The organism is Pseudomonas sp. KB_12, assembly GCF_052114545.1.
Taxonomy (GTDB): Bacteria; Pseudomonadota; Gammaproteobacteria; order Pseudomonadales; family Pseudomonadaceae; genus Aquipseudomonas; species Aquipseudomonas brassicacearum.
The window spans coordinates 1-25,270 of sequence record NZ_JBFREY010000053.1 but is presented as its reverse complement, the minus strand read 5'-3'; the positions used below and the strand labels follow the sequence as shown (position 1 = coordinate 25,270).

Here is a 25,270-nt window from a genome sequence, read left to right as displayed (position 1 = left end):
CATTGGAACCACCTGATCCCATCCCGAACTCAGCAGTGAAACGATGCATCGCCGATGGTAGTGTGGGGTTTCCCCATGTGAGAGTAGGTCATCGTCAAGATTAAATTCCGAAACCCCTATCTGCTGATGCAGGTAGGGGTTTTGTTTTTGTCCGCAATAAAAAACTTTGGCCAAAAAAAGGATGACCTGTAGAGGTCATCCTTTTTTGCATCCGGGCCCTTAAGCCTCGGGTACTGGGCAGCTCAGATCCCCTTCCTTGCACTTGAGATAGGTCTTGAATGCCTCGACCCGGGCTTTAGTCTGGGCGGTGATGCAGTTGCTGTAGATCAGCGGGTAGACGCTACCGCCCTCGACCCCGGAGGCGGAGAAATTGCATTCGGCATCACGGAAACCTATCCAGGCACGTTGCGCCTTGACCAGCATCTGCTTGGCCTGCGGGTTGTCCTTCAGGCGTGCTGTGATCTGCTTGTACAAACTGTTCAGCTCGTTGTCGGCGGCCTTGTTTTCTTTGGCTGCGCATTGGTTCATTTCGCCTTGAGTGGTGGCGTCGGCGCAGTCGTCGGCCTGGGCAACAGTGACGAAAAGCAGCGGCATCAGGGTCAGAAGCAAGCGCAGGGACATGTTCGGTCTCTCCTCGAGGGGGTTGAAAACGCCGGGTGAGTTTACATCGCTCCATGCAGTTTTAAAGAAGGCGATCCTGATACAACTTTCTGGTTGGCCTTGTGGTCTTACAAGCCTACTGTTGAAACACAGGAGGTGACCCATGCATTCATCCGACCGCATTGAAAGAAAGATCCTGCTCAAGGCTCCGCGCTCTCATGTCTGGCGAGCCCTGGCCAATGCCGAAGCTTTCGGCCAATGGTTCGGTGTCGCCCTTGAGGGGAAACGGTTTGTGGCAGGGGAGCGTACCCAGGGGCAAATCACTTATCCAGGTTACGAGCATCTCATCTGGGACGTAGCGGTGGAGCGGGTGGAGCCTGAGCGGGTGTTCTCGTTTCGCTGGCATCCTTACGCTGTCGAGCCGCAGGTGGATTACTCTCAAGAGTCCGAAACCCGGGTGCTATTCGAACTTGAAGACATGGATGGCGGTACCTTGCTCAAAGTCGTGGAGTCGGGTTTCAACAACATTCCCGAGGCTCGCCGGCTCAAGGCTTTTCGCATGGACAGTCGTGGCTGGGACGAGCAGATGGCCAATATTGAAGCCTTCCTGAGCAAGTCTTGACGGGGACTGCTGAGGGGCTAAGGGGTTTCGGAAGGGCGGTATAGCGAATGTCTTACACGAGATGGTAGCTATGTCGTCTATTTCGTTTTGGATCCGAGGCGTAATCTGGACTCATCCACTGAAGCACAGGAAGTGCTCAGGATCAGGGACGATCGACCTTGCAAGGAAAGCTATCGACAGGGAGTCGTAATGGTCTTGGAAAAACCCGCTTCGGCGGGTTTTTTTTCGCCCGCAAAAATCTGAAAGGGTCCTATAGCGAAACGCTTACACGTCGTTGCAGCTTTCTCGTCTTTTTCCCAGATACCGATGGGCCTAATCTATGTTCATCCACTGGGTACAGGGAGTGCTCGGGGTCATGGATGATTGGACCAGGCATGGAATGCCGGACAGGGAGTCAAATTGGTCCTCAAAAAACCCGCCTAGGCGGGTTTTTTTTCGTCTGCGAAAAAGTGGCCTGATCATACCAGGCGCCGGGTCATGGTGCGGTCGGAACCATCGGCAGCGAGAGTCTAGGATCAGGCGCTACTGGCTTGCAGCGCCTGGGCCCGCAAACGAGCGATGTCCTTGCTCGGGGAGGCGCCAAATAGACGGCTGTATTCACGGCTGAACTGCGAAGGGCTTTCATACCCCATCTTGTAGCCAATTGACGAAACGTCGCTGTTCTCCGCCAATAGTAACCGTCGGGCTTCCTGCAAGCGCAGTTGTTTCTGGTATTGCAGCGGGCTCATGGCGGTCACGGCTTTGAAGCGGTGGTGCAGCGCCGAAGGGCTGAGATTGATCATTTGTGCCAGGCTGTCGATGCTCAGCGGTTCGGCGTAATGGGTATTGAGCCATTCGATGGCACGGCTGATGCGATGGGTCTGGGTGTCGGGAATGGCGATTTCGTGCAAGCGCTGGCCTTGGGCGCCACGCAGCAGCCGGTAGAAAATCTCCTGTTGGGCCAACGGCGCGAGGGTGGCGATATCGTCCGGGCTGTCCAACAGCCGCAGTAAGCGCAACAGCGCGTCGAGCAATGGCGTATCAATGCGATCCAGGAATAGCCCGCGCCCGGCTCTTTCGGCCGGCACGCCGATAGGGCTGGCGTCGGCAATCAGGCGGCAGATCTGTGCCGGGTCGATGTCGAGGCGGATGCACAAGTAGGGGCGCTCGGGGCTGGCTTCAATCACCTGGCCGGCCAGCGGCAGGGTCACCGAGACGACCAGGTAATTGAGCGGGTCATACACGTAGCATTCGTCCGCCAGGCGCACTTCCTTGCGCCCCTCGATAATCACGCATAAACCAGGTTTGTGCACGGTGTGCAGGGCTTCGGTCGGCTGGTCGCTACGGATCAGGTGCAAGGCCTCGATGGCCGTAGGGTGAACGCCGTATTCCGGTGCAAAGCGCTTCATCAGGCTCGCCAGTTCGGCACGGCGCTGGCTGACGCCGTCGTCTGGCGCAATGTGGATGGACGTGGATACCGACATGCCGATCAATCTCCCAGGCCAAATTGAGTGGACCGAGCTAGTAAAGCCGATTGCGCGGCTGTCGGCCAGAGTCGGTTTTATCGCCACAGGATCGTGCAAGTGCGCAGGAGGATCCGGCTAACCCAGGCCGTGGTCGGTTCCCTAATCTGGACCTGTCAAAACGCTCCCACCGGGGCAACACATCCAGACGAGGGAACCATCATGTCCGATATTCAAAACAAAGTAGTGGTCATCACTGGCGCCAGCAGCGGGATTGGTGAAGCGGCGGCGCGGTTGCTCGCGGCTCGCGGTGCCCGTGTCGTGCTTGGCGCCCGGCGCATCGATCGTCTGCAAACACTGGTGCAGGAACTCGAAACCGCCGGCCAGCAGGCGGTCTGCAAAGCGGTGGACGTGACCCGCCGCGAGGATGTCCAGCAGTTGATCGACTTTGCTGTCGAGCGATTCGGTCGGGTCGACGTGATCATCAACAATGCCGGGGTCATGCCGCTCTCCAAGCTCGAGGCGCTGAAAGTCGAGGAGTGGGACCGCATGATCGACGTCAACATCCGTGGTGTGCTGCACGGTATCGCCGCCGGCCTGCCGTTGATGCAGCGCCAGCGCAGCGGCCAGTTCATCAACATCGCGTCCATCGGTGCCTACGCCGTCAGCCCGACTGCCGCCGTGTATTGCGCGACCAAGTACGCTGTGCGGGCGATTTCCGAGGGCTTGCGCCAGGAAGTCGGGGGTGATGTTCGGGTGACGGTGATTTCCCCCGGCGTGACCGAATCGGAACTGGCCGAGAGCATTTCCGATGAAGGTGGTCGTGCCGAAATGCGCGAGTTCCGCAGGATCTCCATTCCGGCCGAAGCCATCGCCCGGGCGATCGTCTACGCCATCGAACAACCAGCGGATGTGGACGTCAGCGAACTGATCGTGCGCCCCACTGCCAGCCCGTTTTGAATCGAGTTGACCCGACAGGAGACCGCTCATGAGCGAGTGGTATCGCATGAGGGAAACCTGAGTTCTGTGGCAGGCCCAGCTGTGTGGGAGCAAGGCTTGCCCGCGATAGAGGCGATGCGGTCTTTCCAGAAATAGAGGCGCCTGTTTCGCGAGCAAGCTTTGCTCCCACAGCACAGCACAGCACAGCACAGGCACAGCACAGCACAGCAGTGCCTGGCTGGGGCTTATCGTTACGCCCGCTCCAACCGCGCCGCAGCCCGCTGAGCGATCTGCGATCGCACCCGGAACGACTCTGCGGTACGCCGGTGGGCTTCTTCCAGTACGCGCGTCGGCGCGGTGTCGGGGCTGCCGGCGTTGAACGGCGGGGCAGGGGCGTATTCGAGCTGCAGCTGGACCAGTTCGGCGGTGTCCTGGTCGAACAGTTCGGCCGCCAGGGTCAAGGCAAAATCGATCCCGGCCGTGATGCCGCCACCGGTGAGCAGGTTGCCATCGCGGACCACGCGATCCTTGACCGGTGTCGCGCCCAAGGTTTGCAGCAGGCTGTGATAGGCCCAATGGGTGGTGGCGCGCTTGCCTTGCAACAGGCCCGACGCACCGAGCACCAGCGAACCGGTGCACACGGACGTGATGTATTTCGCCTCGGCGGCCTGCCGCTTGATGAAGGCCAACGTCTGCTCGTCTTCCATCAGGGGCCCGACGCCGGTCCCGCCGGGAACGCAGATCACGTCGAGCTTCGGGCAGTCCTCGAACGTGGTGGTGGGTAGCAACACCAGCCCGGTGCTGGCAGTGACCGGCGCCAGGTCCTTCCAGATCAGGTGGACCTTCACGTCTGGCAACGAGGCCAGTACGTCATAAGGGCCGGTCAGGTCCAACTGCTGGACTTGGGGGAATAACAGCAAACCGATCTGCAGCGTCATGTCGCGTGCTCCTTTGGATGATGCCCGAGGGGTGGACGGTTTTACTTTAGATCCGTAGGCTCTGGCGTATACGCCAATAAACCCACGAATCACGCCAATATGCCCAACCCACCGAAAACCGTTCATGTGCTGGCCTTCGCCAACGTGCAAGTGCTGGATGTCACCGGGCCTTTGCAGGTGTTTGCCTCGGCCAACGACCTGGCCCGCCAGCAAGGCCTGCCGTTGCCCTACACGCCGACAGTCATCGCTGTGGGGGGCGGGGCGGTAATGTCCTCGGCAGGGTTGGCGCTGTTAGCCGAGCCGCTGCCGAGCGAAGGCAGCGACACGCTGTTGATCGCTGGTGGCTGGGGCGTGTACGAAGCGGCGAAGGATCCGGCGCTGGTGGCCTGGGTCAAGGAGCACGGCCTGAGTTCGCGAAGGGTGGCGTCGGTGTGCACCGGGGCGTTCCTGCTGGCCGCCAGCGGTTGGCTGGACGGGCGACGCGTGGTGACGCACTGGACCCGCTGCGAACAACTGGCCGAGCAGCATCCGCAGTTGCGGGTGGAACCCAACCCGATTTTCATCAACGACGGTCCGGTCTGGACCTCGGCCGGGGTCACGGCCGGCATCGACCTGGCCTTGGCGCTAGTGGAGGAAGACCTGGGCCGCGCGGTGGCGCTGGAAGTCGCCCGGCACCTGGTGGTGTTCCTCAAGCGGCCTGGCGGGCAATCGCAGTTCAGCGTGACGTTGTCGCTGCAAAAGCAGGGCAGTCGGTTTGATGACCTGCATGCCTGGATCGCTGAAAACCTCACCCGTGACCTGGGCCTGTCGAGCCTGGCCGCCGAGGTCGGCATGAGCGAACGCAGCTTTGTGCGGCACTACCGCGCCGACACCGGCCAGACCCCGGCGCGGGCGGTGGAGTTGATTCGCGTGGAAACCGCTCGCCGCCTGTTGTCCGACACCGCTGTGTCGATCAAGCGGGTGGCGGTGCAATGTGGCTTCGGCAGTGAGGAAACCTTGCGCCGCAGCTTTTTGCGGGCCATGGGAGTGACGCCACAGGCCTATCGCGAGCGCTTCGCCGTCAGCCCTCAAGCAGATCCAGCAATGCCTTGAGCGTGGCCTTGGGGGCTTCCTGTGGGATGTTGTGGCCGACACCGGCCAGCACGCGGCGCTCGTAAAAACCTGTGAAATGTTCGGCGTCTTCATCATGTTCCGGCGCTGGCCCCACGCCGTCGTCGGCGCCGCACAGGGAAATGCTCGGCACGCTGATGGCCGGTTGTGCCGCCAGCCGTTCCTCCATCCACTCCAGCGTCGGGTCGCCCGGTGCGTACATGAAGCGATGGCGGTAGGAGTGGATCACCACGTCGACGAAGTCCGGGTTGTCGAACGACGCAGCACTGAGGGGATACCGTTCGGCGCCACGTTTCCAGGTCGGTGACCACAGGCGCCAGAGCAACTCACACAGTTCACGTCGGTTCCGGGTCAGGCCCTCGACGCCCCGCGCCGTGTGGAAATAGTACTGGTACCACAGGCGATGTTCGGTTTCCGGGTCCAGCGGCTGCGTGGAACGGGGAATGTCCTGCAGGTTGTAGCCGTCGCCGGTCACCAGGCAGCGAACGCGCTCGGGCCACAGCGCCGCGACGATACACGCCGCCCGACCGCCCCAGTCGTAGCCGCACAGCGCGGCCTGGGGGATGGAGAGTGCGTGCATCAGGTCCAGCAGGTCCTGCGCCAGTGCCGCTTGCTGGCCGGAGCGCAGGATGGCCGGGTTGTTGAACCGGGTCGGGCCGTAGCCGCGCAGGTAGGGCACGATGACCCAATATCCACGCTCGGCCAGGGCTGGTGCGACTTCATCGAAAGCCCTGGGGTCGTAAGGAAAGCCGTGCAGCAGGATGACGGGCTCGCCGCTGGCGGGACCGTGTTCTTCGTAGGCGATGCGCAACAGCGGCGTCACGGCGAAGTTGACCTTGGGATCGAGGTTCATGTTGGCCTCCGGCATTGCTCGGTTGCGGTCAGGCGGGTTCCTGGTTCACGTATTTGGCCCGATCCGGCGTGAACGTCACGATCATGTTCGTGCTGGAGCAGGTGAGGGTGCGCTCCTGGGTCAAGTCGATGTCCAGGTCTTCACCGCGCAGGCCCTGCCATTGGGCGAGGTACTTGAGACAGCCGAATTTTTCGCTTTTCTTCAGGCTGCGGCTGACGCCACCTTTCCAGCCCAGTACCGGCAACTCACCGGCCAGGCAGCGCTGCGCCAGTTCGGGAAACTTCACCGCGCGGTCGCGGCCGATTTCCCAGCATTTGATCAGGCCCCGGTCCTGGCCCTCCCAGAGGTCTTCGCGGGTAAGGCCTCTTCGGGGTGGGGTGGTGATGGGGCGTTTGATATGGGTCATGTCAGGTCCTTGAGTCGGGTTTTTATCGGGCAGCTCCGCTGCACCCGTGAGAGCATCGATCTTAGGAGGGGTTTGGGGGGCTGGCAACTCGAAACGGGACGTAACGATAAATGGGAAGCGGGTACTGCAATGCTCTTGTGGCGAGGGAGCTTGCTCCCGCTGGGTTGCGAAGCGACCCCAAGATTTTTGCGCCTGCTGCGCAGTCGAGCGGGAGCAAGCTCCCTCGCCACGGGGTTGTGTTCCTACAAAAAAATAGGTGAACCGGAATTTTCTGACGAGTCGCGGCGGTTGCCGGTTAGGAAATAGCGGGGATAGGCTTTGCTCGTCGCTGCAAAATCAGCGACCGGGTTTGGTCACCCGTCCAATGTCAGGCGCACACGCGCCAACCTCAGCATGTCGGCGCTTTTTTGCGTGCTTGTCGGTATGCTTTGCGGTGGGCTGTGCGCGGGGCACTTTCGAGTGCGCCGGGTGCCTGACTTCCCGGTTGACCAACCTGCGTATAGCCCACCACCCTCGTTTGGTCACGAGGAGGGGTGAGCTCAACTTCAAGTCAGGAGTTTCACAATGGTCAAGATCACCCCCAACCCTCCACGCGCCGAAGACCTCTCTGCCTACACCACCCTCGATACAAAAAAGCTCCGCGAAGCCGCCGACCGGGCGCTAAATATCCATTTGTCGCCCACCCCGCCCAAACCCGACACCCAGGACGGCCAGGTTTTCACCGTGGTCCCCGGCCTCAACACCGAATCGGTGCTGACCACTCTCAGCGAAACCCTGGCCTCGGCCGATGCGCTGGTCAGTGACCTGGGGTTCGAGTTGGAGGGTTCCCGGCGGCATGTTGCGCTGGGGATTCAGCAGTTGATCGAACTGGCCAGGTTGCTGGCCAGCCGTGCGTTGGATGACCTCGAACTGGCCGACTCAGCGCGGTAGTAGGAGCTGTGTAGGAGCTGTCGAGTGCAACGAGGCTGCGATCTTTCCCCAGACACTTGAATCCCAAGCGAAAGATCAAAAGATCGCAGGCTTCGCCAGCTCCTACACAGTCGAGCGGGAGCAAGCTCCCTCGCCACAGGGACTGTGCCCAGTCTGAAGGGCAACTCAGTTCACGGCTGCCAATGAGTTTTCTCCCCGCTCAACTTGCGATCCAGGAAGCTCGCCGCGCTGATCAGCGCAAGATGGGTCAGGGCTTGGGGAGTGTTGCCCAGGTGGTAGCCGTGGCTGTCGAATTCTTCGGCGTACAGCCCCAGCGGGTTGGCGTAGCGCAGCAGTTGTTCGAACTCCAGCTGGGCTTTTTCCACGCGGCCGGCGCGGGCCAGGCATTCGACGTACCAGAATGAGCAGGCCGCGAATGAGCCTTCGATGCCGCTGAGGCCGTCGATGGGGCTGTCGTCGTTGCGGTAGCGATAGACCATGCCGTCGCGCACCAGGTTTTTTTCGATGGCATCGAGTGTCGAGAGCCAGCGCGGGTCGCGGGCGCTGACGAAGCGCACCAGCGGCATCAACAGCATCGAGCCGTCCAGGGCGCTGCTGCCCAGGCGCTGGATGAAGTGCTGGTGTTCGTCGTTCCAGAAGTTCGTCCAGATGTCCTCGTAGATGGCCTGGCGCGTCTCGTCCCAGCGGGCGAACGGGGCGGGCAGGGAGCGTTTTTCGGCCAGGCGGATGGCGCGATCCACGGCGACCCAACACATGAGCCGCGAATGCAGGAAATGCTGTTTGTCGCCGCGCATTTCCCAGATACCCACATCCTTGTCCTGCCAGACCTTGCACACTTGGTCGACCACCTCGACGGTGTGTTTCCAGCCTTGATGGGAGATGGCTTCGCCGTATTTGTTGACCAGGTACACCGCGTCCATCAGCTCGCCGAAAATGTCCAACTGCACCTGTTTGTAGGCCAGGTTGCCGATGCGCACCGGTCGGGCGTTGCCGAAGCCACTCAGGTGCGGCAGTTCGGTTTCCGGCAGTTCCAGCCTGCCATCCAGACCGTAGAGAATATTGAGTTTGGTCGGCTGATCGCAGCAGTCGCTGACCCGGCCGCGCAGCCAGCGCATGTAGGCGTTGGCTTCTTCGACGAAGCCCAGGCGCATGAACGCATAGACGGTAAAGGAAGAGTCGCGGATCCAGGTGTAGCGATAATCCCAGTTGCGTTCGCCGCCGCGGGTTTCCGGCAGGCCGAAGGTGGCGGCGGCGAGGATGGCGCCGTGCTTGCGCGAGGTCAGCAGCTTCAGCGCCAGGGCCGAGCGGTTGACCACTTCCCGCCAGCGGCCCCGGTAGGTGGACTGGCCGATCCAGCCGCGCCAGAACGCCAGGGTGCGTTCCAGGCAAATTGCGCTGACATCGTCCTGAAGGCGCGGGTCGTCGATGCCACCCAGCAGGAATTCGGCGCTCTGGCCCTGCGCCAGGGTGAACTCGGCCACCGCCGCATTGCCGTCCAGCGTCATGGGCTGATCGGAGCATAAGCGTAGGCTCGGTTGTCCCGGTGCCTCGAAACAGATGTGGGCAGCGTCCTGGCGCGCAGTGGTGGCGGCCCGGGCGTAGTCATGCCGCACGGCGCAGCGCATGCGAAACGTCGCGCTGCCGACGGTCATGTGCACCTTGCGCATCAGCACCGGCAAATCATCCTCGCTGTCGCCAATGGGCAGCAGGTCGGTGACTTCCACCACGGCACCGTCGCTCAGCCAGCGGGTTTGCAGCACGTTGGTGTCGGGCAAGTAGATCTGCTGGCGGCGGGCATTCGGCAGGTCCGGGGCCAGTTGGAAAATCCCCGCTTCGGGCGTATCCAGCAGCGAACAGAAGATCGACGGGCTGTCGAATTCCGGCCAGCAGAAAAAATCTATGCTGCCTTGGTCATTGACCAGCGCGGCGCTGCGCATGTCGCCAATGATGCCGTGGTTCTCGATGGGGCTTTGTGGTTCGTCATGATCAGCCATTGCCGCGAAACCCCGGATAAAGGCTCATCCCGCCATCGATGAACAGCGTGGTGCCCACCACATAATCGGACAAGTCCGAGGCCAGCCAGACCACCGCGTTGGCGACGTCCTCCACAGCGCCGACGCGACCGTAAGGAATCAGCTCCAGCAGTTTCTGTTCCTGCTCGCCCTCGGTGGCGTCCTGGTTGATGGCCGTGCGGATGGCGCCGGGGGCGATGCTGTTGATGCGGATGCGTTGGTGGCTGGTTTCCTGGGCCAGGCTCTGCATCAGCAGATCGACTCCGCCCTTGGACGCGGCGTAATTGGCGTGGCCCGCCCAGGGAATGCGCTGGTGCACCGAACTCATGTGAATGATCTTGCCTGCGGCCCGGGACACGCCCTGGCGAATACCCTGGCGGGTGAAAATCCGCAGGGCGGCGCGAGCACAGAGGAACTGGCCGGTGAGGTTGGTGCCGATCACGGTGTTCCAGTCTTCCAGGTGCATGTCGACGGTTGCGGCGTCTTTTTGCAGGCCGGAGTTGGCGACCAGGATGTCCAGCGCGCCAAACGCTTCGAGGGTCTGGGCGAACAGCCGCTCGACGTCCGGCTCCTTCGACACATCGGCCCCGACGGCGATGGCGCGGCCGCCGGTGGCGTTGATTTCACGGGCCAGTGCTTCGGCCGGGCCGGCGCTGGAGTGGTAGTTGAGTACCACCGCGGCACCCGCGTCTGCCAACGCCCTGGCCGCGCCTGCGCCAATGCCGGAGCTGGCGCCGGTGACCAGGGCAACCTGTCGGGCGAGGGATATCTGCATGGTCTAGCACCTTGAACGGAGGGGCCTTACCTGCTGACTGGTGTGAGGGGGGCAGAGTTCAGTTGGGTGAAGCGGTCTTCATATTCCAGGTCCAAACACAAACCTGTGGCAAGGGGACCGTGGGAGCATAGCTTGCTCGCGAAACAGGCGACTCGATTTCTGAAAGACCGCATTGCCTTCATCGCGGGCAAGCCTTGCTCCCACAATCCTCCAGCCACAAAGAATGTTGCTTCAGGTCGGTTGTTACCAACCCCGCCCCGAATTCACCCAGAAATTCACCGACAACGACGTAGACACCGACTCCACCTGATGGAACCAGCCCTCAGGCAAAAACAGCAAATCCCCAGCTTCCAATGTCACGCGCATGAAGGTCACGTCGCGGGCGTGGGGGAAGCGTTGGTAGTCCGGCGCGTCCGGGTTGAAATCACAGCCGTCCAGCCCGCCTTGGGGCGCCGTGGACCAGGTGCCCAGGGCTTCGCGGTGGTGAGGCGCGGCGAGGGTGAAGGTTTTCTGGCCCCAGACCTGGGCGAACAGGTTGTCGGTGTCGTCGCGGTGCAGCGGCGTCAGGGTGCCCTTGGGGCCGATCCAGATGCGCGGCGGGATGAACAGCGAGGCGTCGAAGTAGGGCGGGTACTTGATCTGCTCCATCAGTTGCGCCGGCAGGATGTTGTTGCCCATGTAGGCCGGTGGCTCGCCGTCGGCGCCCTTGGTCGCCGGGCTGTCGAGGGAGGCGATGAAGTCGGCCATGGACGTGGAGCGGAAATCCCGCTCGGTGGAGAAGGTCTTCTTCACGTAGTCGCCGTGGCGGGTGATGCCTTGCAGCTCGGCAAAATGCACCAGGGATTCTTCGCGGCTGAGCTTGAACAACGGCCAGTCCTGCAAGGCATCGCTGATGACCAGTGGAATGCCGTGGGGTAAATAGCGCGCTTGAAACTCCTGCACCGACAGCCCGCTGCGAGGCCGACGCTCCACGCTGCGTTGGGGCGGCAGGCTGGCGGTGAGTTTTTCGCTGAAGCGCGACGGGGTGGGGTAGCGCTTGTTCATGTCGACCTTTTCCACCACGCCACCGCCATGCCGGGCATGGTCGATGATCTGCGGCAGCAACGTCGCCAGGCCCATGTTGCCGCCGATCTTCAGGCGCCCGCTGGCGAACAGTTCCTCGACATTGGCCAGGCCGGCCATGATCCCGAGGAAGTCCTTTTCCGCCACCTCGATGGTCACGTCAGGGCTGCTGTGGCGGCCCGCCTCGGTGCGGCTGCTGGCCTTGACCTCGGACCAGTACGCCTGGTGCGGGCCGAACACGAATTGGAAGACGCCTTCGATACCAACGGCGCCGGCATTGGCGAACAGCTTGCCCAGGATGGTGTGCAGGTCCACGGCGGTCACTCTTGCGGGTTTTTGGTCTTAGCAGGTAACGAGGGCCCGGATCAGAAATTTAGGCCCCGTCGCTGCGTTATCGACCGTCGCCCTAGCGCGTCGCGACCATGAACAACCGGGGAAACGGCAGCAGCACCGTCCCATCGTCCTGGGCTGGATAAGCCTGTTCGATCGCCTTGAGGTACTGCGCCAGGTACTGCTCGCGTTGCGCCTCGTCCAGCGGCTCGAGAAACGGCCGCAAGGCGCTGCCCTTGAACCATTCCACCACGCCTGCGGCACCGCCGGCCAAGGGGTGATGGTAGGTGGTGCGCCACACATCGACGCGGCTGCAGTGGGGCTTGAGGATCGAGTAATAGGCGCTGGCATCCGCCATCTCGGTACGCGAATCAGCCGCCGCGGCCAGTTGGCTGGCCCAAGGCCCGTTGGCGGCGATTTCCCGCATCAAGCGGTGGGAGGGCTGGTGCAGGTTGTCGGGCATCTGGATCGCCAGGCTGCCGCCGGGAGCGAGCTTGCCCACCAGCGAGGGCAGTAGGGTGGCGTGGTCGGGCAGCCATTGCAGCACGGCGTTGGCGAAGATCACGTCGAACGGCCCGGGTTCATCCCATTGGCCGATGTCGGCGGTGTCGAACGTCACGGCGGGCAGGCGTTTGCGTGCGGCGTCGACCATGTCGCTGGAACTGTCCAGGCCGCGCACCGTGGCGCTGTTGAAATGTTCCACCAGCAGCTCGGTGGAATTGCCCGGGCCGCACCCCAGGTCGATCACCGAACGGGCTTGTGTGGGGGGAATGGCGGCGAGCAGGTCCCGGGACGGACGGGTGCGTTCCTGTTCGAAGGTGACGTATTGCTTGGCGGACCAGCTCATGGCGTTCTCCCGTGTGGTGCAGTGATCGAGGTATCGCCAGTATAAGGTCGGGTGGGAAGATGAACCGCGTTATCGTTCATCGCGGGCAAGTCTTGCTCCCACAAGGTGCCGTCATCGCGTAGCGAACGTCACGGTTTTGACTAATTCCATGGGTTACGATTTCGTTATCTTTTCTACACGACCGATCGGAGAAAACCGCAGTGACCCAACTGACCCTGCTGTGCCTGCCTTATTCCGGCGCCAGCGCGATGGTGTACAGCCGCTGGCGGCGCACGTTGCCGCAATGGCTGCACGTGCAACCGGTGGAACTGCCGGGGCGCGGAGCGCGCTTCGACGAACCACTGCACACCGACATGGGCCCGTTGGCGATGCAACTGGCGCGGGAGCTGTCCGCGACACTCCAGGCCCCTTACGCCTTGTTCGGCCACAGCCTGGGCGCGCTGCTGGCTTGCGAGATCGGCCATGCCCTGCGTGAGCTCGGCTGCCCGGAACCAGTGGCGCTGTTTGCGTCCGGCACCGCGGCGCCGACGATGCGCGCCGACTATGACCGCGGTTTCGCCGAGCCGAGAACCGACGCTGAACTGATCGAGCAACTGCGCACCCTCAACGGCACCAGCGAAGAGATATTGGCCAATGAAGAGCTGATGGCCCTGACGTTGCCGGTCCTGCGGGCCGACTTCCTGCTGTGTGGACGCTTCCAACCGCGGCAGCGGCCGCTGCTCAACTGTCCGGTGCACGTGTTCGGCGGCACCACCGACAAGGCCACCACGGAGCAACTGATTGGCTGGCGCCAGGAAACCACGGGCAGTTTTTCCGTGGACATGCTGGCCGGTGGGCACTTCTTCATTCATGAGCACGAGGCCAAGGTGCTGCGGCTGATCAAGGATCAGTTGAGCGTGCATCATCGGCGGCATGGGTTGGCGATCAGCGCCTGACCTGTTGAGCCCGTCATGATCGTTCCCACGCTCCTGCGTGGGAATGCCGCCCTGGACGCTCCGCGTCCCCTGCGTGACGCAGAGCGTCACCGGATGCGTTCCCACGCAGAGCGTGGGAACGATCAGAATCTCCCTTCCTGACACAAATTCTCAAACGCTAATTTTTCCGGTCTGCATTCGTTTTATAGGGACGACTTGCCTTTGTGCCTTGTGCCCACTGATTCCGGATACCCCAGAAATGAATGCTGAAGACGCCTTGAAACTTGCTCGCCGGTTTATCGGGTTGCCCCTGGAAAAGCGCCGGATGTTCCTGGCCGCGCTGGACAAGGAGGGCGTGGAGTTCAGCGGTTTCCCCATCCCTCGGGGTGTCGAGGCCGAGGATCGCCAGGCCTTGTCTTATGCCCAGCAGCGCATGTGGTTTCTCTGGCAGCTGGAGCCGGACAGCGGCGCCTACAACTTGCCGGGAGCGGTGCGGCTCAAGGGTGCGTTGAGCCTGCCGGCGCTGGAGCAAGCCTTCGCCAGCCTGGTGGCCCGTCATGAAACCCTGCGCACGGTGTTCCAGCGCCAGGCCGACGACAGCCTCCTGCAAGTGCCGACCGACGCGCCGTTGGTGATCGAGCACAGGGACTTCAGCGCCATGCCGGCAGCCGAGCGCGAGCAAGCGGTGCGTCGGGCCGCCGAGGAACAATCACTGCGGCCCTTCGACCTGTCCAGCGGCCCCTTGCTGCGGGTCGAACTGCTCAAGCTTGATGATCAGGAGCACGTGCTGCTGCTGACCTTGCACCACATCGTCTCCGACGGCTGGTCGATGAACGTGCTGATCGATGAATTCATCCGCTGCTACGACGCCCATGAAGCAGGGGTTGCGCCGCAACTGGCCGACTTGCCGATCCAGTACAGCGACTATGCCCTGTGGCAGCGGCGCTGGCTGGAAGCGGGCGAGCTGCAGCGTCAACTCGATTACTGGCAAGCGCAGCTAGGCGATGAGCATCCGGTGCTGGAGCTGCCGATCGACTATCCGCGCCCGGTGCTGCCGAGCTATCGCGGTCGCCGCCTGGAGCATGTGGTGGACGCCGCGCTGGTCGAGCAACTGCGCGGCGTTGCCCGCCAGCATGGGGTCACGTTGTTCATGCTGCTGCTGGGGACTTTCAATATCCTGCTGCACCGCTATACCGGGCAAGACGACTTGCGGGTCGGCGTCCCGATCGCCAACCGCAACCGCCGGGAAATCGAAGGGCTGATCGGTTTCTTCGTCAACACCCAGGTATTGCGGGTGCAACTGGACGGCCAGACCCGCCTCGATGAGCTGTTGCGTGACATCAAGGAAACCGCCCTCGGCGCCCAGGCCCACCAGGATCTGCCCTTCGAACGGTTGGTCGAGGCGCTGAAGCTTGAGCGCAGCCTGAGCTACAACCCATTGTTCCAGGTGATGTACAACCACCAGCCGGAAGTGGCCGACGTCACCACGCTGAAAGTCGGCAGCGGTCTGGAGTTGGGCGTCATCGAGTGGGAAACCCGCAGCACCCAGTTCGACTTGAGCCTGGACACCTACGAAAAGGGCGGGCACTTGCATGCGGCGTTCACCTACGCCAGTGACCTGTTCAGCCACGACACCATCGAGCGCATGGCTCGGCACTGGACGTTGCTGTTGCGCAACATCGTCAACGACCCGCAGCAGTGCGTCGGCGAGCTGGCGTTGTTGGCGCCGGCCGACTATCGGCAGGTGGTGACAGAGTGGGCGCGCCACGACACAAGCTGGCCGAGTGAGCGCCCGGTGCATGAACTGTTCGAGGCCCAAGCTGAACGTAGCCCTGACGCCATCGCCTTGATCTGCGATGGACAACGATTGAGCTATGGCCAGCTCAATGCCCGATCCAACCGCCTGGCGCGCACATTGGTGGCGGCGGGGGGCGGTCCTGACGTGCTGGTGGGCATCGCTGTCGACCGGAGCCTGGACCTGGTGGTGGCCATTCTTGCCGTGCTCAAGGCCGGCGGTGCCTACGTGCCGCTGGACCCCCAGTACCCGGTGGATCGCCTTCGATTCATGATCGAAGACAGCGCCAGCCGTTTGCTCCTGAGCCAAAGCCATTTGCTTGAACGACTGCCTGTGCCTGACGGCGTGCGTTGCCTGTGCCTGGATCAGGCCGAGTCCTGGGAAAGCGCCGAGCCAGGCAACCTGCAACGCACGGTGTGGGCCGACAGCCTGGCCTACGTCATGTTCACCTCCGGCTCGACCGGGCGGCCGAAAGGCGTCGGTATCAGTCATGGCGCGCTGAGCAAGCATGCGTTTGCCTCGCAGTACTATTACGGCTTGAACAGCGCCGACTGCGTGCTGCAATTCGCGACGTTCAACTTCGATGCCTTTGGCGAGCAACTGTTCGGCCCGCTGACCTGCGGCGCCTCGGTGGTGCTGCGCGGCAACGAGGTCTGGGACAGCGAAACCCTGTACCGCCAGATCGTCGAGCAGGGCATCACGGTCATGGACTTGACCACCGCCTACTGGAACATGGTCGCCAAGGAGTTCGCCGCTGTCGGGCCGCGTGACTATGCAGCGCTGCGCCAGGTGCACAGTGGGGGTGAAGCCATGCCGCCCGAAGGCGTGCAGGCCTGGCGCCGGGCCGGGCTGGAGCAGGTCAAGCTGCTCAACACCTACGGCCCGACCGAGGCCACGGTCACGGCCACCACCCTTGATTGCAGCGATTACGTGTTTAATCGCCGGCCGCTGCCGCTGACCTTGCCCATTGGTCAACCGCTTCCAGGCCGGCATACCTATCTGCTCGATGCGCATCTGGCGCCCACGCCGGTGGGGGTGACCGGGGAGTTGCTGATTGGCGGCGAGCTGCTGGCGCGTGGTTACTTTCAACGCCCGGCCTTGACCGCCGAACGTTTCATCCCCGATCCGTTTTCCACCAGCGGTGCGCGCCTGTATCGCACCGGCGACTTGGCGCGCTTCAATGCCTTGGGCGAAATCGAATACGTGGGCCGCGTTGACCATCAAGTGAAGATCCGCGGCTTGCGCATCGAGCTGGGCGAGGTCGAAGCACGCCTGTTGGAACTGGCGGCGGTCAGTGAAGCCGTCGTACTGGCGGTGCAGGGTGGCAGCAGCTTGCAACTGGTGGGTTATGTGGTGCCCAACGACACTTCGCTGGTGTCGGCCTCGGCGGATGAACAGGGCGCTGCTCGGGAAACTCTCAAGGCGCAACTCAAGGAGCACCTGCCGGATTACATGGTGCCGACCCAGCTGGTGTTCCTTGCGCAAATGCCGTTGAGCCCCAACGGCAAGCTCGACCGCAAGGCCTTGCCTTCAGCGGATGCCAGCCAACTGCAGCAGGCCTATATCGCCCCCCGCAGCGAACTGGAGCGAGGCATCGCAGCCGTCTGGCAGGACGTGCTCAAGCTTGAACAGGTCGGCTTGACCGACAACTTTTTCGAGCTGGGTGGCGACTCGATCATCTCGATCCAGGTGGTCAGCCGCTCGCGGCAGGCCGGGATCCATTTCACCCCCCGTGACCTGTTCCAGCATCAAACCGTGCAAGGCCTGGCGAGCGTCGCGCAACAGGGTGGCAGCGGGCTGCAGATCGATCAGGGGCCGGTCAGCGGCGAGCTGCCGTTGCTGCCCATCCAGCAGCTGTTTTTCGAGGACGCCATTGCCCAGCGTCACCACTGGAACCAGGCCGTCTTGTTGCGCAGCCATCTACCGTTGCAGGCCCCGGTGCTGCGGCAGGCCCTCAACGCCGTGTTGGCGCATCACGATGCCTTGCGTTCGCGCTTCGTCGAAACCCCTGCCGGCTGGCGGGCCGAGGTGGCGCCGATGGTGGTCGACCCTGAGTTGTTGTGGACGGCGGACAACCTGAGCGCCGCTGAGCTGCAAGACCTGTGTGCCAAGGCTCAGTGCAGCCTCGACCTGCACAATGGCCCGCTGCTGCGTGCGGTGCTGGCGAGCATGGCCGATGGCAGCCAGCGGCTGTTATTGGCCGTGCACCACCTGGCCGTGGACGGTGTGTCGTGGCGCATCCTGCTGGAAGATCTGCAACGGGCTTATCAACAGGCCAGCGCCGGCGCCGCCATCAAGCTGCCGGCCAAGACCAGCGCCTACAAGGCCTGGGGCGAACATCTGCAGGCCTACGCCAGCACTGAAAACGTTCAGGCCGAACTGACGTTCTGGCAGCAACAACTGCAAGGCGCGGGAGTGGATCTGCCGTGGGATAACCCCCAAGGCAGCCGGCAGAGCCGTTACGCCAAAGTGCTGCACAGCCGTCTCGACAAAACCCTCACCCGGCAACTGCTGCAAGAGGCTCCCGCGGCGTATCGCACCCAGGTCAACGACCTGCTGCTGACCGCCCTGGCGCGGGTAATCTGTCGCTGGACCGGCCACGCCGACACCTTGATCCAGCTCGAAGGCCATGGCCGCGAAGAGTTGTTCAAAGGCGTCGATCTGACCCGTACGGTCGGCTGGTTTACCAGCCTGTTCCCCGTGCGGCTGACCCCGGCCGATGGCGTGGGCGCCGCGATCAAGCAGATCAAGGAGCAACTGCGGGCGATCCCGAACAAGGGCATCGGTTTCGGTGTGCTGCGCTACCTCGGCGACGATGCGGCGCAAGCCTGTCTCAAGGCCTTGCCATTGCCATGCATCACCTTCAATTACCTCGGCCAGTTCGACGGCAGTTTCGATGCCCGGGAGGGTGCGCTGTTCAGCCCGGCGGGGGAAAGCGCCGGGCGCGAGCAGAGCCTTGATGCGCCATTGGATAACTGGCTGAGTGTCGAAGGCCAGGTCTACGACGGCGAGCTCGACTTGCGTTGGACGTTCAGCCATGAGCAATTCAACGAGGCGACCATCGCTCGTCTGGCCGATGACTATGCCCGCGAACTGGAAGCGCTGATCGGCCATTGCTGCTCGGCCGCCTCCATGGGCACCACGCCGTCGGACTTCCCGCTGGCGCGCATCACCCAGGCGCAGTTGGACGCGATCCCCGTGCCGGCTGCCGCCATCGAAGACATTTATCCACTGTCGCCGATGCAACAAGGCATGCTCTTTCATACCCTGTACGAGCAGGGCACCGGTGCCTACATCAACCAATTGTGCGTGGATGTCGATGGCCTGGACCCCGAGCGTTTCCGCGCGGCGTGGCAGGCGACCCTGGACGCCCATGAGATCCTGCGCAGCGGCTTCATCTGGCAGGGCGAGTTGCAGCAACAGTTGCAGATCATCCACCGCCGTCTGGCGCTGCCCTACACCGTGCTCGATTGGCGCGAACGCCAGGATGTCGCCCTGGCCCTCAAGGATTTCATTGCCGCTGACCTGGCCATGGGGTTCGACCTGACCCAGGCCGGGCTGCTGCGGGTCACGCTGATTCAACTGAGCGATGAGCGTCATCACCTGATCTTCACCAACCACCATATCCTGATGGATGGCTGGAGCAGCGCGCAGATGCTCGGTGAAGTGCTGCAACGCTATGCCGGTCAACAGCCGCCGCGCCCGGTCAGCCGCTATGCCGATTACATCCAATGGTTGCAGCGCCAGGACGCCGCCCTCAGTGAAGCGTTCTGGCGGGGGCAACTGGCCGATCTCCAGGAGCCGACTGTACTGGCGAACGCCGCTGCGGCGAGTGGCGAAATGCGCAGCGAAAGCGCTCATGCGCTCAGGCATTACCACCTGGATGCGCCGGGCACTGGCCGTCTCAACGCGTTCGCCCGCCAGCAGAAAGTCACCGTCAATACGCTGGTGCAAGCGGCTTGGCTGCTGCTGTTGCAGCGCTACACAGGCAGCGACTGCGTGGCATTTGGCACCACCGTGGCCGGGCGGCCGGCGGAGCTGGTTGGCATCGAACAACAGGTCGGCCTGTTCATCAACACCTTGCCGGTGATCGCCGGCTCGCGTCCGGACCAGACCGTCGCGGCCTGGCTGGCCGCCGTACAGGCGCAGAACCTGAGCCTGCGCGAGTTCGAGCATACGCCGCTGGCGAGCATCCAACGTTGGGCCGGGCAGGGCGGGGGAGCGCTGTTCGACAGCCTGCTGGTGTTCGAGAACTTCCCGATTTCCGCGGCGTTGCAACACGGCACCGCCCAAGGCGTGGTATTCGGCGAAGTCGCCAACCAGGATCAGACTCACTATCCGCTGACCCTGGGCGTGACCTTGGGCGAGACGCTGGCGCTGCACATGAGTTTCGACCAGGCGCATTTCAGCGTTGCAACCATTGAGCGCTTGAGTGCGCAACTGCTGCTCCTGCTGGAGCGGTTTGCCGAGTCCGCTGAGCGTCGCCTCGGCGAGATCGCCCTGGCCGATGACGAGGAGCACAGGGCGCAACAGGCGGCCAACCACCCGCAGCCGTACCCGACCGACATTGCCGTGCATCAGCGCATCGCCCATCTGGCGACGCATAAGCCCGACGCGACGGCGGTGATCTTCGACGGCCAGCGCTTCAGCTATGGCGAGATCGACCGGCGGGCCAACCAGTTGGCCCACGCCTTGATTGCCCGTGGCGTGGGTCCGGAAACCCGCATTGGCGTAGCCCTGCCGCGCAGCGAAGGGGTGATCGTCGCACTGCTGGCGGTGCTCAAGGCCGGCGCGGCCTATGTGCCGCTGGACACCAGCTACCCACGGGAACGCCTGGCCTACCTGATCGAGGATTCCGGTCTGGCGCTGTTGCTCACCGACTCCCGGGTGTCGGCGCAACTGCCGCTGGAAGGCGCCAACCAGGTGCTGGAGCTCGATCACCTGGACCTGAGCCTGCAATCGGCGGATGCACCTTTGGTCACCGTCGATCCGCAGAACCTCGTCTACGTGATCTACACCTCCGGTTCCACCGGCAATCCGAAAGGCGTGAGCGTGGCCCACGGTCCGCTGGCGATGCACTGCCAGGCCATCGGCGAACGCTACGAGATGCGCGACAGCGATTGCGAATTCCATTTCATGTCGTTCGCCTTCGACGGTGCCCATGAGCGCTGGCTCACCAGCCTGACCCACGGCGCCTCGCTGCTGATTCGCGATGACAGCCTGTGGACCCCGGAGCAGACCTACAACGCCATGCGCGAGCACGGCGTGACGGTGGTGGCGTTCCCGCCGGTGTACCTGCAACAACTGGCCGAACACGCCGAGCGCGAGGGCAACCCGCCGAAGGTGCGCATCTACTGCTTTGGCGGCGATGCGGTGCACAATGCCAGCTTCGAACGGGTCAAGCGCGCCCTCGACCCGGACTACATCATCAACGGCTACGGCCCGACCGAAACCGTGGTCACGCCGCTGATCTGGAAGGCTGGGCGCGACGTGGCGTGTGGCGCCGCCTATGCGCCCATCGGCAGCCGCATCGGCGACCGCAGCGCCTACGTGCTCGACGCTGACTTGAACCTGCTGCCCCAGGGCATGGCCGGTGAACTGTACCTGGGCGGTACGGGGCTGGCGCGGGGTTACCTGAACCGTCCGGGCCTGACGGCCGAGCGATTTATCGCTGACCCATTCAGCCGCGGCGGCTTGCTCTACCGCACCGGCGACCTGGTGCGCCAACGCGCCGATGGCACCTTCGATTACCTGGACCGCATCGACAACCAGGTGAAAATCCGCGGCTTCCGCATCGAGTTGGGCGAAGTCGAAGCCAGCCTGCAAGCCCTTGAAGGCGTGCGCGAAGCGGTTGTCGTAGCCCAGGAAGGTGCTGCTGGCAGCGGCAAGCGCCTGGTGGCCTATGTGGTGGCCAATGAAACCGTGCAAAAGGATTTCGCCGAGCACTTGCGTGACCAGCTCAAGGCGACCCTGCCGGCACACATGGTCCCGGCTTATCTGCTGCTGCTCGAACGCCTGCCGCTGACCCCCAACGGCAAGCTCGACCGCAAGAACCTGCCCAAGCCCGACGTCAGCCAATTGCAGCAAACCTACGTGGCCCCGCGCAGTGCGCTGGAACAGCAACTGGTGTCGATCTGGCAGGACGTGCTCAAGCTCGAGCAAGTGGGCCTGCGGGACAACTTCTTCGAACTGGGCGGTGACTCCATCGTCTCGATCCAGGTGGTCAGCCGTGCTCGGTTGGTCGGTATGCACTTCACGCCGAAGGACCTGTTCCAGCACCAGACCATCGAGGCCCTGGCCGCCGTGGTACAGACGGGCGCGCCGCTGCAATTGATCGACCAGCAACCCGCGACCGGCGAAACCGCGCTGCTGCCGATTCATCATTGGTTCTTCACCCAGCCGATCCCCGACCGCCATCACTGGAACCAGTCGGTGATGCTCAAGCCGACCCAGGCGCTGGATGCCCAGGCGCTGGAACAGGCCTTGGGCGCACTGGTCGTGCACCACGACAGCTTGCGCCTGGACTTCATCGAGCAGGGCGAACGCTGGACCGCGCGTTACCGTGACGTCGAGGCGCAGGCCGCCGACACGCTGCTCTGGCAAGCCGACGTCGCCGATCTCGTCGCACTGCAAGTGCTGGGCAACCAGGCCCAGCGCAGCCTGCGACTGGCGGGCGGGCCGCTGATCCGCGCGCTGCTGGCGAACCTCGCCGATGGCTCGCAGCGGCTGTTGCTGATTGTCCATCACCTGGTGGTGGACGGTGTGTCCTGGCGGATTCTGTTCGAAGACCTGCAAAGCGCTTATCGACAGACCCTGGCCGGCGCGGCGGTGCAACTGCCGGCCAAGACCAGCGCGGTCAACGCCTGGACGGCAGCGTTGCAGGACTATGCCGCCAGCGCACCCGTGCAGGCCGAACTGGGCTTCTGGCAGCAGCAGTTGCACGGCGCCCCGGCGGGCTTGCCGTGGGACAACCCCCAGGGCGGACAGCAACAGGGCCAAGCCGTGACGATTCGCACGGCACTGGACAAAAACCTCACCCGGCAACTGCTGCAGCAAGCCCCGGCGGCCTATCGCACCCAGGTCAACGACCTGCTGCTGACGGCGCTGGCGCGGGTGATGGTGCGCTGGACCGGCGATGGCAGTGTGTGGGTGCAGCTCGAAGGCCACGGCCGTGAAGATCTGTTCACCCACGTCGACCTGAGCCGTACCGTAGGCTGGTTCACCAGCCTGTTCCCGGCCCGCTTGACGCCGGTCGCCGAGATGGGCGCCTCGCTGAAGCAGATCAAGGAGCAACTGCGCGCCATCCCCAACAAGGGCATTGGCTTCGGGGCCTTGGCGCACCTGGGCGATGACCTTGCGCGTGAAACCCTGCAGGCCTTGGCGAAACCGCAACTGACCTTCAATTACCTTGGCCAGTTCGACGGCAGTTTCGATGCGGCCGCCGATGCCTTGTTCGTGCCGACCACAGAGCGCGGTGGCGAGGAAGTGAACCTGCAAGGTCCGCTGGGCAGCCCGCTGGCCCTTGACGGCCAAGTGTTCGGCGGCGAGCTGGACTTGAGCTGGACCTTCAGCGGCGACCTGTTCAATACCGCGACCATCCAGCGCCTGGCCGATGACTACGTGCAAGAGCTCACTGCGCTCATCGGCCATTGCTGCGACAGCCACAGTGGTGGCGTGACGCCGTCGGATTTCCCCCTGGCGCGGCTGACCCAAGCACAACTGGACACCCTGGTCCAAGTACCTCAGGCCATCGACGACATCTACCCGCTGTCGCCGATGCAGCAGGGCATGCTGTTTCATACCTTGCTCGGGCAGGGCGGCGGCGACTACATCAACCAGATGCGCCTCGACGTCGAAGGCGTCGATCCGCAGCGTTTCCGTGCGGCTTGGCAAGCAGTGGTCGATGCCCATGACATCCTGCGCAGCGGCTTCTTCTGGCAGGGTGACCTGGAGCAGCCGGTGCAAATCGTCCAGCGTCAGGTCGAGGTGCCGTTCCGTATGCTCGACTGGAACGGGCGGGCTGATATTGAGGGCGCCCTGCAAACCCTCGCCGATGAAGAACGGGCCCAAGGCGTGGACCTGACCCAGGCACCGCTGATGCGCCTGGTGCTGGTACGCATTGGCCCTGATCGGCATCACCTGCTCTACACCAACCATCACATCCTGATGGATGGCTGGAGCAGTGCGCAGTTGCTCGGCGAAGTGTTGCAGCATTACCGCGGTGACAGCGTGGCCCGTCCGGCGGGTCGCTACCGCGATTACATCGCCTGGCTGCAACGCCAGGACGCGGCCATCAGTGAAGCGTTCTGGACCCCTGCGCTGCAACGCCTGGGGACACCGACGCGCCTGGCCGACGTCATGGCGAAGCCGGCGCAGGCCCAGCCCGGTTATGGCGATCATGTCCAGGTGGTGGACGAAGCACTGACCCGACGCCTGGAAGCCTTCGCCCGCACCTCGAAAGTCACCGTCAACACCTTGGTGCAGGCCGCGTGGCTGCTGCTGTTGCAGCGTTACACCGGCAAAGACACGGTGGCTTTCGGCGCGACGGTGGCCGGTCGTCCGGCGGATTTGCCCGGCATCGAGCAGCAGATCGGCCTGTTCATCAACACCTTGCCGGTGATCGCCAGCCCACGGGCCGAGCAATCCCTGCACAGTTGGTTGCAAGCGGTGCAGGCGCAAAACCTGGCGCTGCGCGAGTTCGAGCACACCGCGTTGCTGGACATCCAGCGTTGGGCCGGGCAGGGCGGTGAAACACTGTTCGACAGCCTGTTGGTGTTCGAGAACTACCCGATTGCCCAGGCCCTGGAGCAGGGCGCGCCGGATGGCCTGCGTTTCGGCGCGGTGGCCACTCAGGAGCAGACCAACTACCCATTGACGCTGTTGGTGGGATTGGATCGGCAACTGTCGGTGCACATGAGCTACCAGCGGGCCAGTTTTGCGCCCGCCACCGTGGCGCGACTGGCAGCCCATCTGGCTCAGTTGCTGGGCCAGATGACCGCCCATGGCGAGCGCTGCCTGGGTGAACTGTCGATGCTGGAGTTTGATGAGCATCAGCGCCTGACCCATGACTGGAACCCGGTGGACGCACCGTTCGAGCAAGCGTTGTGCATTCACCAGATGATTGCTCGTCAGGCCCAAGCCTCGCCGGATGCTCTGGCGGTGACCTTCGCCAACACCCAACTGAGCTACAGCGAACTGGACGGCCGCGCCAATCGCCTGGCCCATAAACTCATCGAACTGGGGGTGGGCCCGGAAGTCCGCGTCGGCGTGGCAATGCCACGTTCCGAGCACCTGCTGATCGCCTTGCTGGCAGTGCTCAAGGCCGGTGGCGCCTACGTGCCGCTGGACCCGGATTATCCGGTCGAGCGGGTGGCCTACATGCTCGACGACAGCCGTGCTCGGGTGCTGCTGACCGAAGACGCGGTGGCGGCGACGCTGAGCGTGCCGGCTGAAACCGCCGTGCTGATGCTCGACCAGCTCGATCTTTCACGCTATCCATTGAGCGCACCGCACAGCAGCGTCACGCCAGACAACCTCGCTTACGTCATCTACACCTCCGGTTCCACCGGTAAGCCCAAGGGCGTGGCGATTGCCCATCGCAACGTGCTGGCGCTGATCGACTGGTCCAAATCGGTCTACAGCCGCGACGACATCCAGGGGGTATTGGCCTCCACGTCGGTGTGTTTCGATCTGTC

Annotated in this window: 15 protein-coding genes and 1 rRNA gene; 7 read left to right on the top strand and 9 right to left on the bottom strand. The window is 63.3% G+C overall.

The genetic code is table 11. The features are described 5' to 3' along the window. A 5S ribosomal RNA gene (gene rrf, locus AB4Z20_RS26525) occupies nt 1-100 on the top strand; the annotation flags it as partial. A gap of 119 nt (nt 101-219) precedes the next feature. Here rrf and AB4Z20_RS26520 read toward each other — a convergent pair. Then, on the bottom strand, nt 220-621 hold the full coding sequence (locus AB4Z20_RS26520) for a lysozyme inhibitor LprI family protein (protein WP_320389208.1): 402 nt from the start codon (nt 619-621) through the stop codon (nt 220-222). Between the two features lie 142 nt (nt 622-763). Here AB4Z20_RS26520 and AB4Z20_RS26515 point away from each other — a divergent pair, with 142 nt between their 5' ends. Continuing rightward, on the top strand, nt 764-1,222 hold the full coding sequence (locus tag AB4Z20_RS26515; protein ID WP_003204010.1) for an SRPBCC family protein: 459 nt from the start codon (nt 764-766) through the stop codon (nt 1,220-1,222). Between the two features lie 515 nt (nt 1,223-1,737). On the opposite strand, the gene AB4Z20_RS26510 is transcribed toward AB4Z20_RS26515, so the two are convergent. Further along, on the bottom strand, nt 1,738-2,685 hold the full coding sequence (locus tag AB4Z20_RS26510; protein WP_320389207.1) for an AraC family transcriptional regulator: 948 nt from the start codon (nt 2,683-2,685) through the stop codon (nt 1,738-1,740). Nucleotides 2,686-2,886: 201 nt separating this feature from the next. On the opposite strand from AB4Z20_RS26510, the gene AB4Z20_RS26505 reads away from it, so the two are divergent. Beyond that, a complete protein-coding gene (locus tag AB4Z20_RS26505; protein WP_253476671.1) occupies nt 2,887-3,624 on the top strand; it encodes an SDR family oxidoreductase in 738 nt (245 codons plus the stop codon). A gap of 230 nt (nt 3,625-3,854) precedes the next feature. On the opposite strand, the gene inhA is transcribed toward AB4Z20_RS26505, so the two are convergent. After that, a complete protein-coding gene (inhA, locus tag AB4Z20_RS26500) occupies nt 3,855-4,541 on the bottom strand; it encodes an isonitrile hydratase (RefSeq protein ID WP_442091019.1) in 687 nt (228 codons plus the stop codon). 99 nt (nt 4,542-4,640) lie between these two features. Here inhA and AB4Z20_RS26495 point away from each other — a divergent pair, with 99 nt between their 5' ends. Continuing rightward, a complete protein-coding gene (locus AB4Z20_RS26495) occupies nt 4,641-5,633 on the top strand; it encodes a GlxA family transcriptional regulator (RefSeq protein WP_442091017.1) in 993 nt (330 codons plus the stop codon). On the opposite strand, the gene AB4Z20_RS26490 is transcribed toward AB4Z20_RS26495, so the two are convergent. Together AB4Z20_RS26490 and AB4Z20_RS26485 are read right to left on the bottom strand one after the other, a co-directional pair. Continuing rightward, nucleotides 5,602-6,504, bottom strand: coding sequence for an alpha/beta fold hydrolase (locus tag AB4Z20_RS26490; protein WP_024616041.1), 903 nt, complete (start codon nt 6,502-6,504; stop codon nt 5,602-5,604). The two genes, AB4Z20_RS26495 and AB4Z20_RS26490, sit on opposite strands and share 32 nt — an antisense overlap. A gap of 28 nt (nt 6,505-6,532) precedes the next feature. After that, nucleotides 6,533-6,910: a hypothetical protein gene (locus AB4Z20_RS26485; RefSeq protein ID WP_253476667.1), complete on the bottom strand. Its 378-nt coding sequence runs from the start codon at nt 6,908-6,910 to the stop codon at nt 6,533-6,535. A gap of 564 nt (nt 6,911-7,474) precedes the next feature. On the opposite strand from AB4Z20_RS26485, the gene AB4Z20_RS26480 reads away from it, so the two are divergent. Then, nucleotides 7,475-7,840, top strand: a complete 366-nt coding sequence (locus AB4Z20_RS26480; protein WP_253476665.1) for a DUF6124 family protein — start codon at nt 7,475-7,477, stop codon at nt 7,838-7,840. Between the two features lie 170 nt (nt 7,841-8,010). Here AB4Z20_RS26480 and AB4Z20_RS26475 read toward each other — a convergent pair whose 3' ends face one another. From AB4Z20_RS26475 to tam, 4 genes are all read right to left on the bottom strand, one after another. Then, nucleotides 8,011-9,834 (bottom strand): glycoside hydrolase family 15 protein, encoded by a 1,824-nt coding sequence (locus tag AB4Z20_RS26475; protein ID WP_442091014.1) that lies wholly within the window; start codon nt 9,832-9,834, stop codon nt 8,011-8,013. Next, entirely contained in the window at nt 9,827-10,627 is an 801-nt protein-coding gene (locus tag AB4Z20_RS26470) for an SDR family oxidoreductase (protein ID WP_253476661.1), read from the bottom strand. Before AB4Z20_RS26470 ends, AB4Z20_RS26475 begins: the two co-directional genes overlap by 8 nt. Before the next feature lie 243 nt (nt 10,628-10,870). Next, nucleotides 10,871-12,004, bottom strand: coding sequence for a cupin-like domain-containing protein (locus tag AB4Z20_RS26465; RefSeq protein WP_442091012.1), 1,134 nt, complete (start codon nt 12,002-12,004; stop codon nt 10,871-10,873). 91 nt (nt 12,005-12,095) lie between these two features. Then, nucleotides 12,096-12,866, bottom strand: coding sequence for a trans-aconitate 2-methyltransferase (gene tam, locus AB4Z20_RS26460; protein ID WP_442091010.1), 771 nt, complete (start codon nt 12,864-12,866; stop codon nt 12,096-12,098). A 200-nt stretch (nt 12,867-13,066) separates the two neighbouring features. Here tam and AB4Z20_RS26455 point away from each other — a divergent pair, with 200 nt between their 5' ends. Together AB4Z20_RS26455 and AB4Z20_RS26450 are read left to right on the top strand one after the other, a co-directional pair. Continuing rightward, entirely contained in the window at nt 13,067-13,801 is a 735-nt protein-coding gene (locus AB4Z20_RS26455) for a thioesterase II family protein (protein ID WP_253476655.1), read from the top strand. Nucleotides 13,802-14,039: 238 nt separating this feature from the next. After that, nucleotides 14,040-25,270 (top strand): non-ribosomal peptide synthase/polyketide synthase (locus AB4Z20_RS26450; RefSeq protein WP_442091007.1); only part of this gene is annotated, 11,231 nt, incomplete at its 3' end.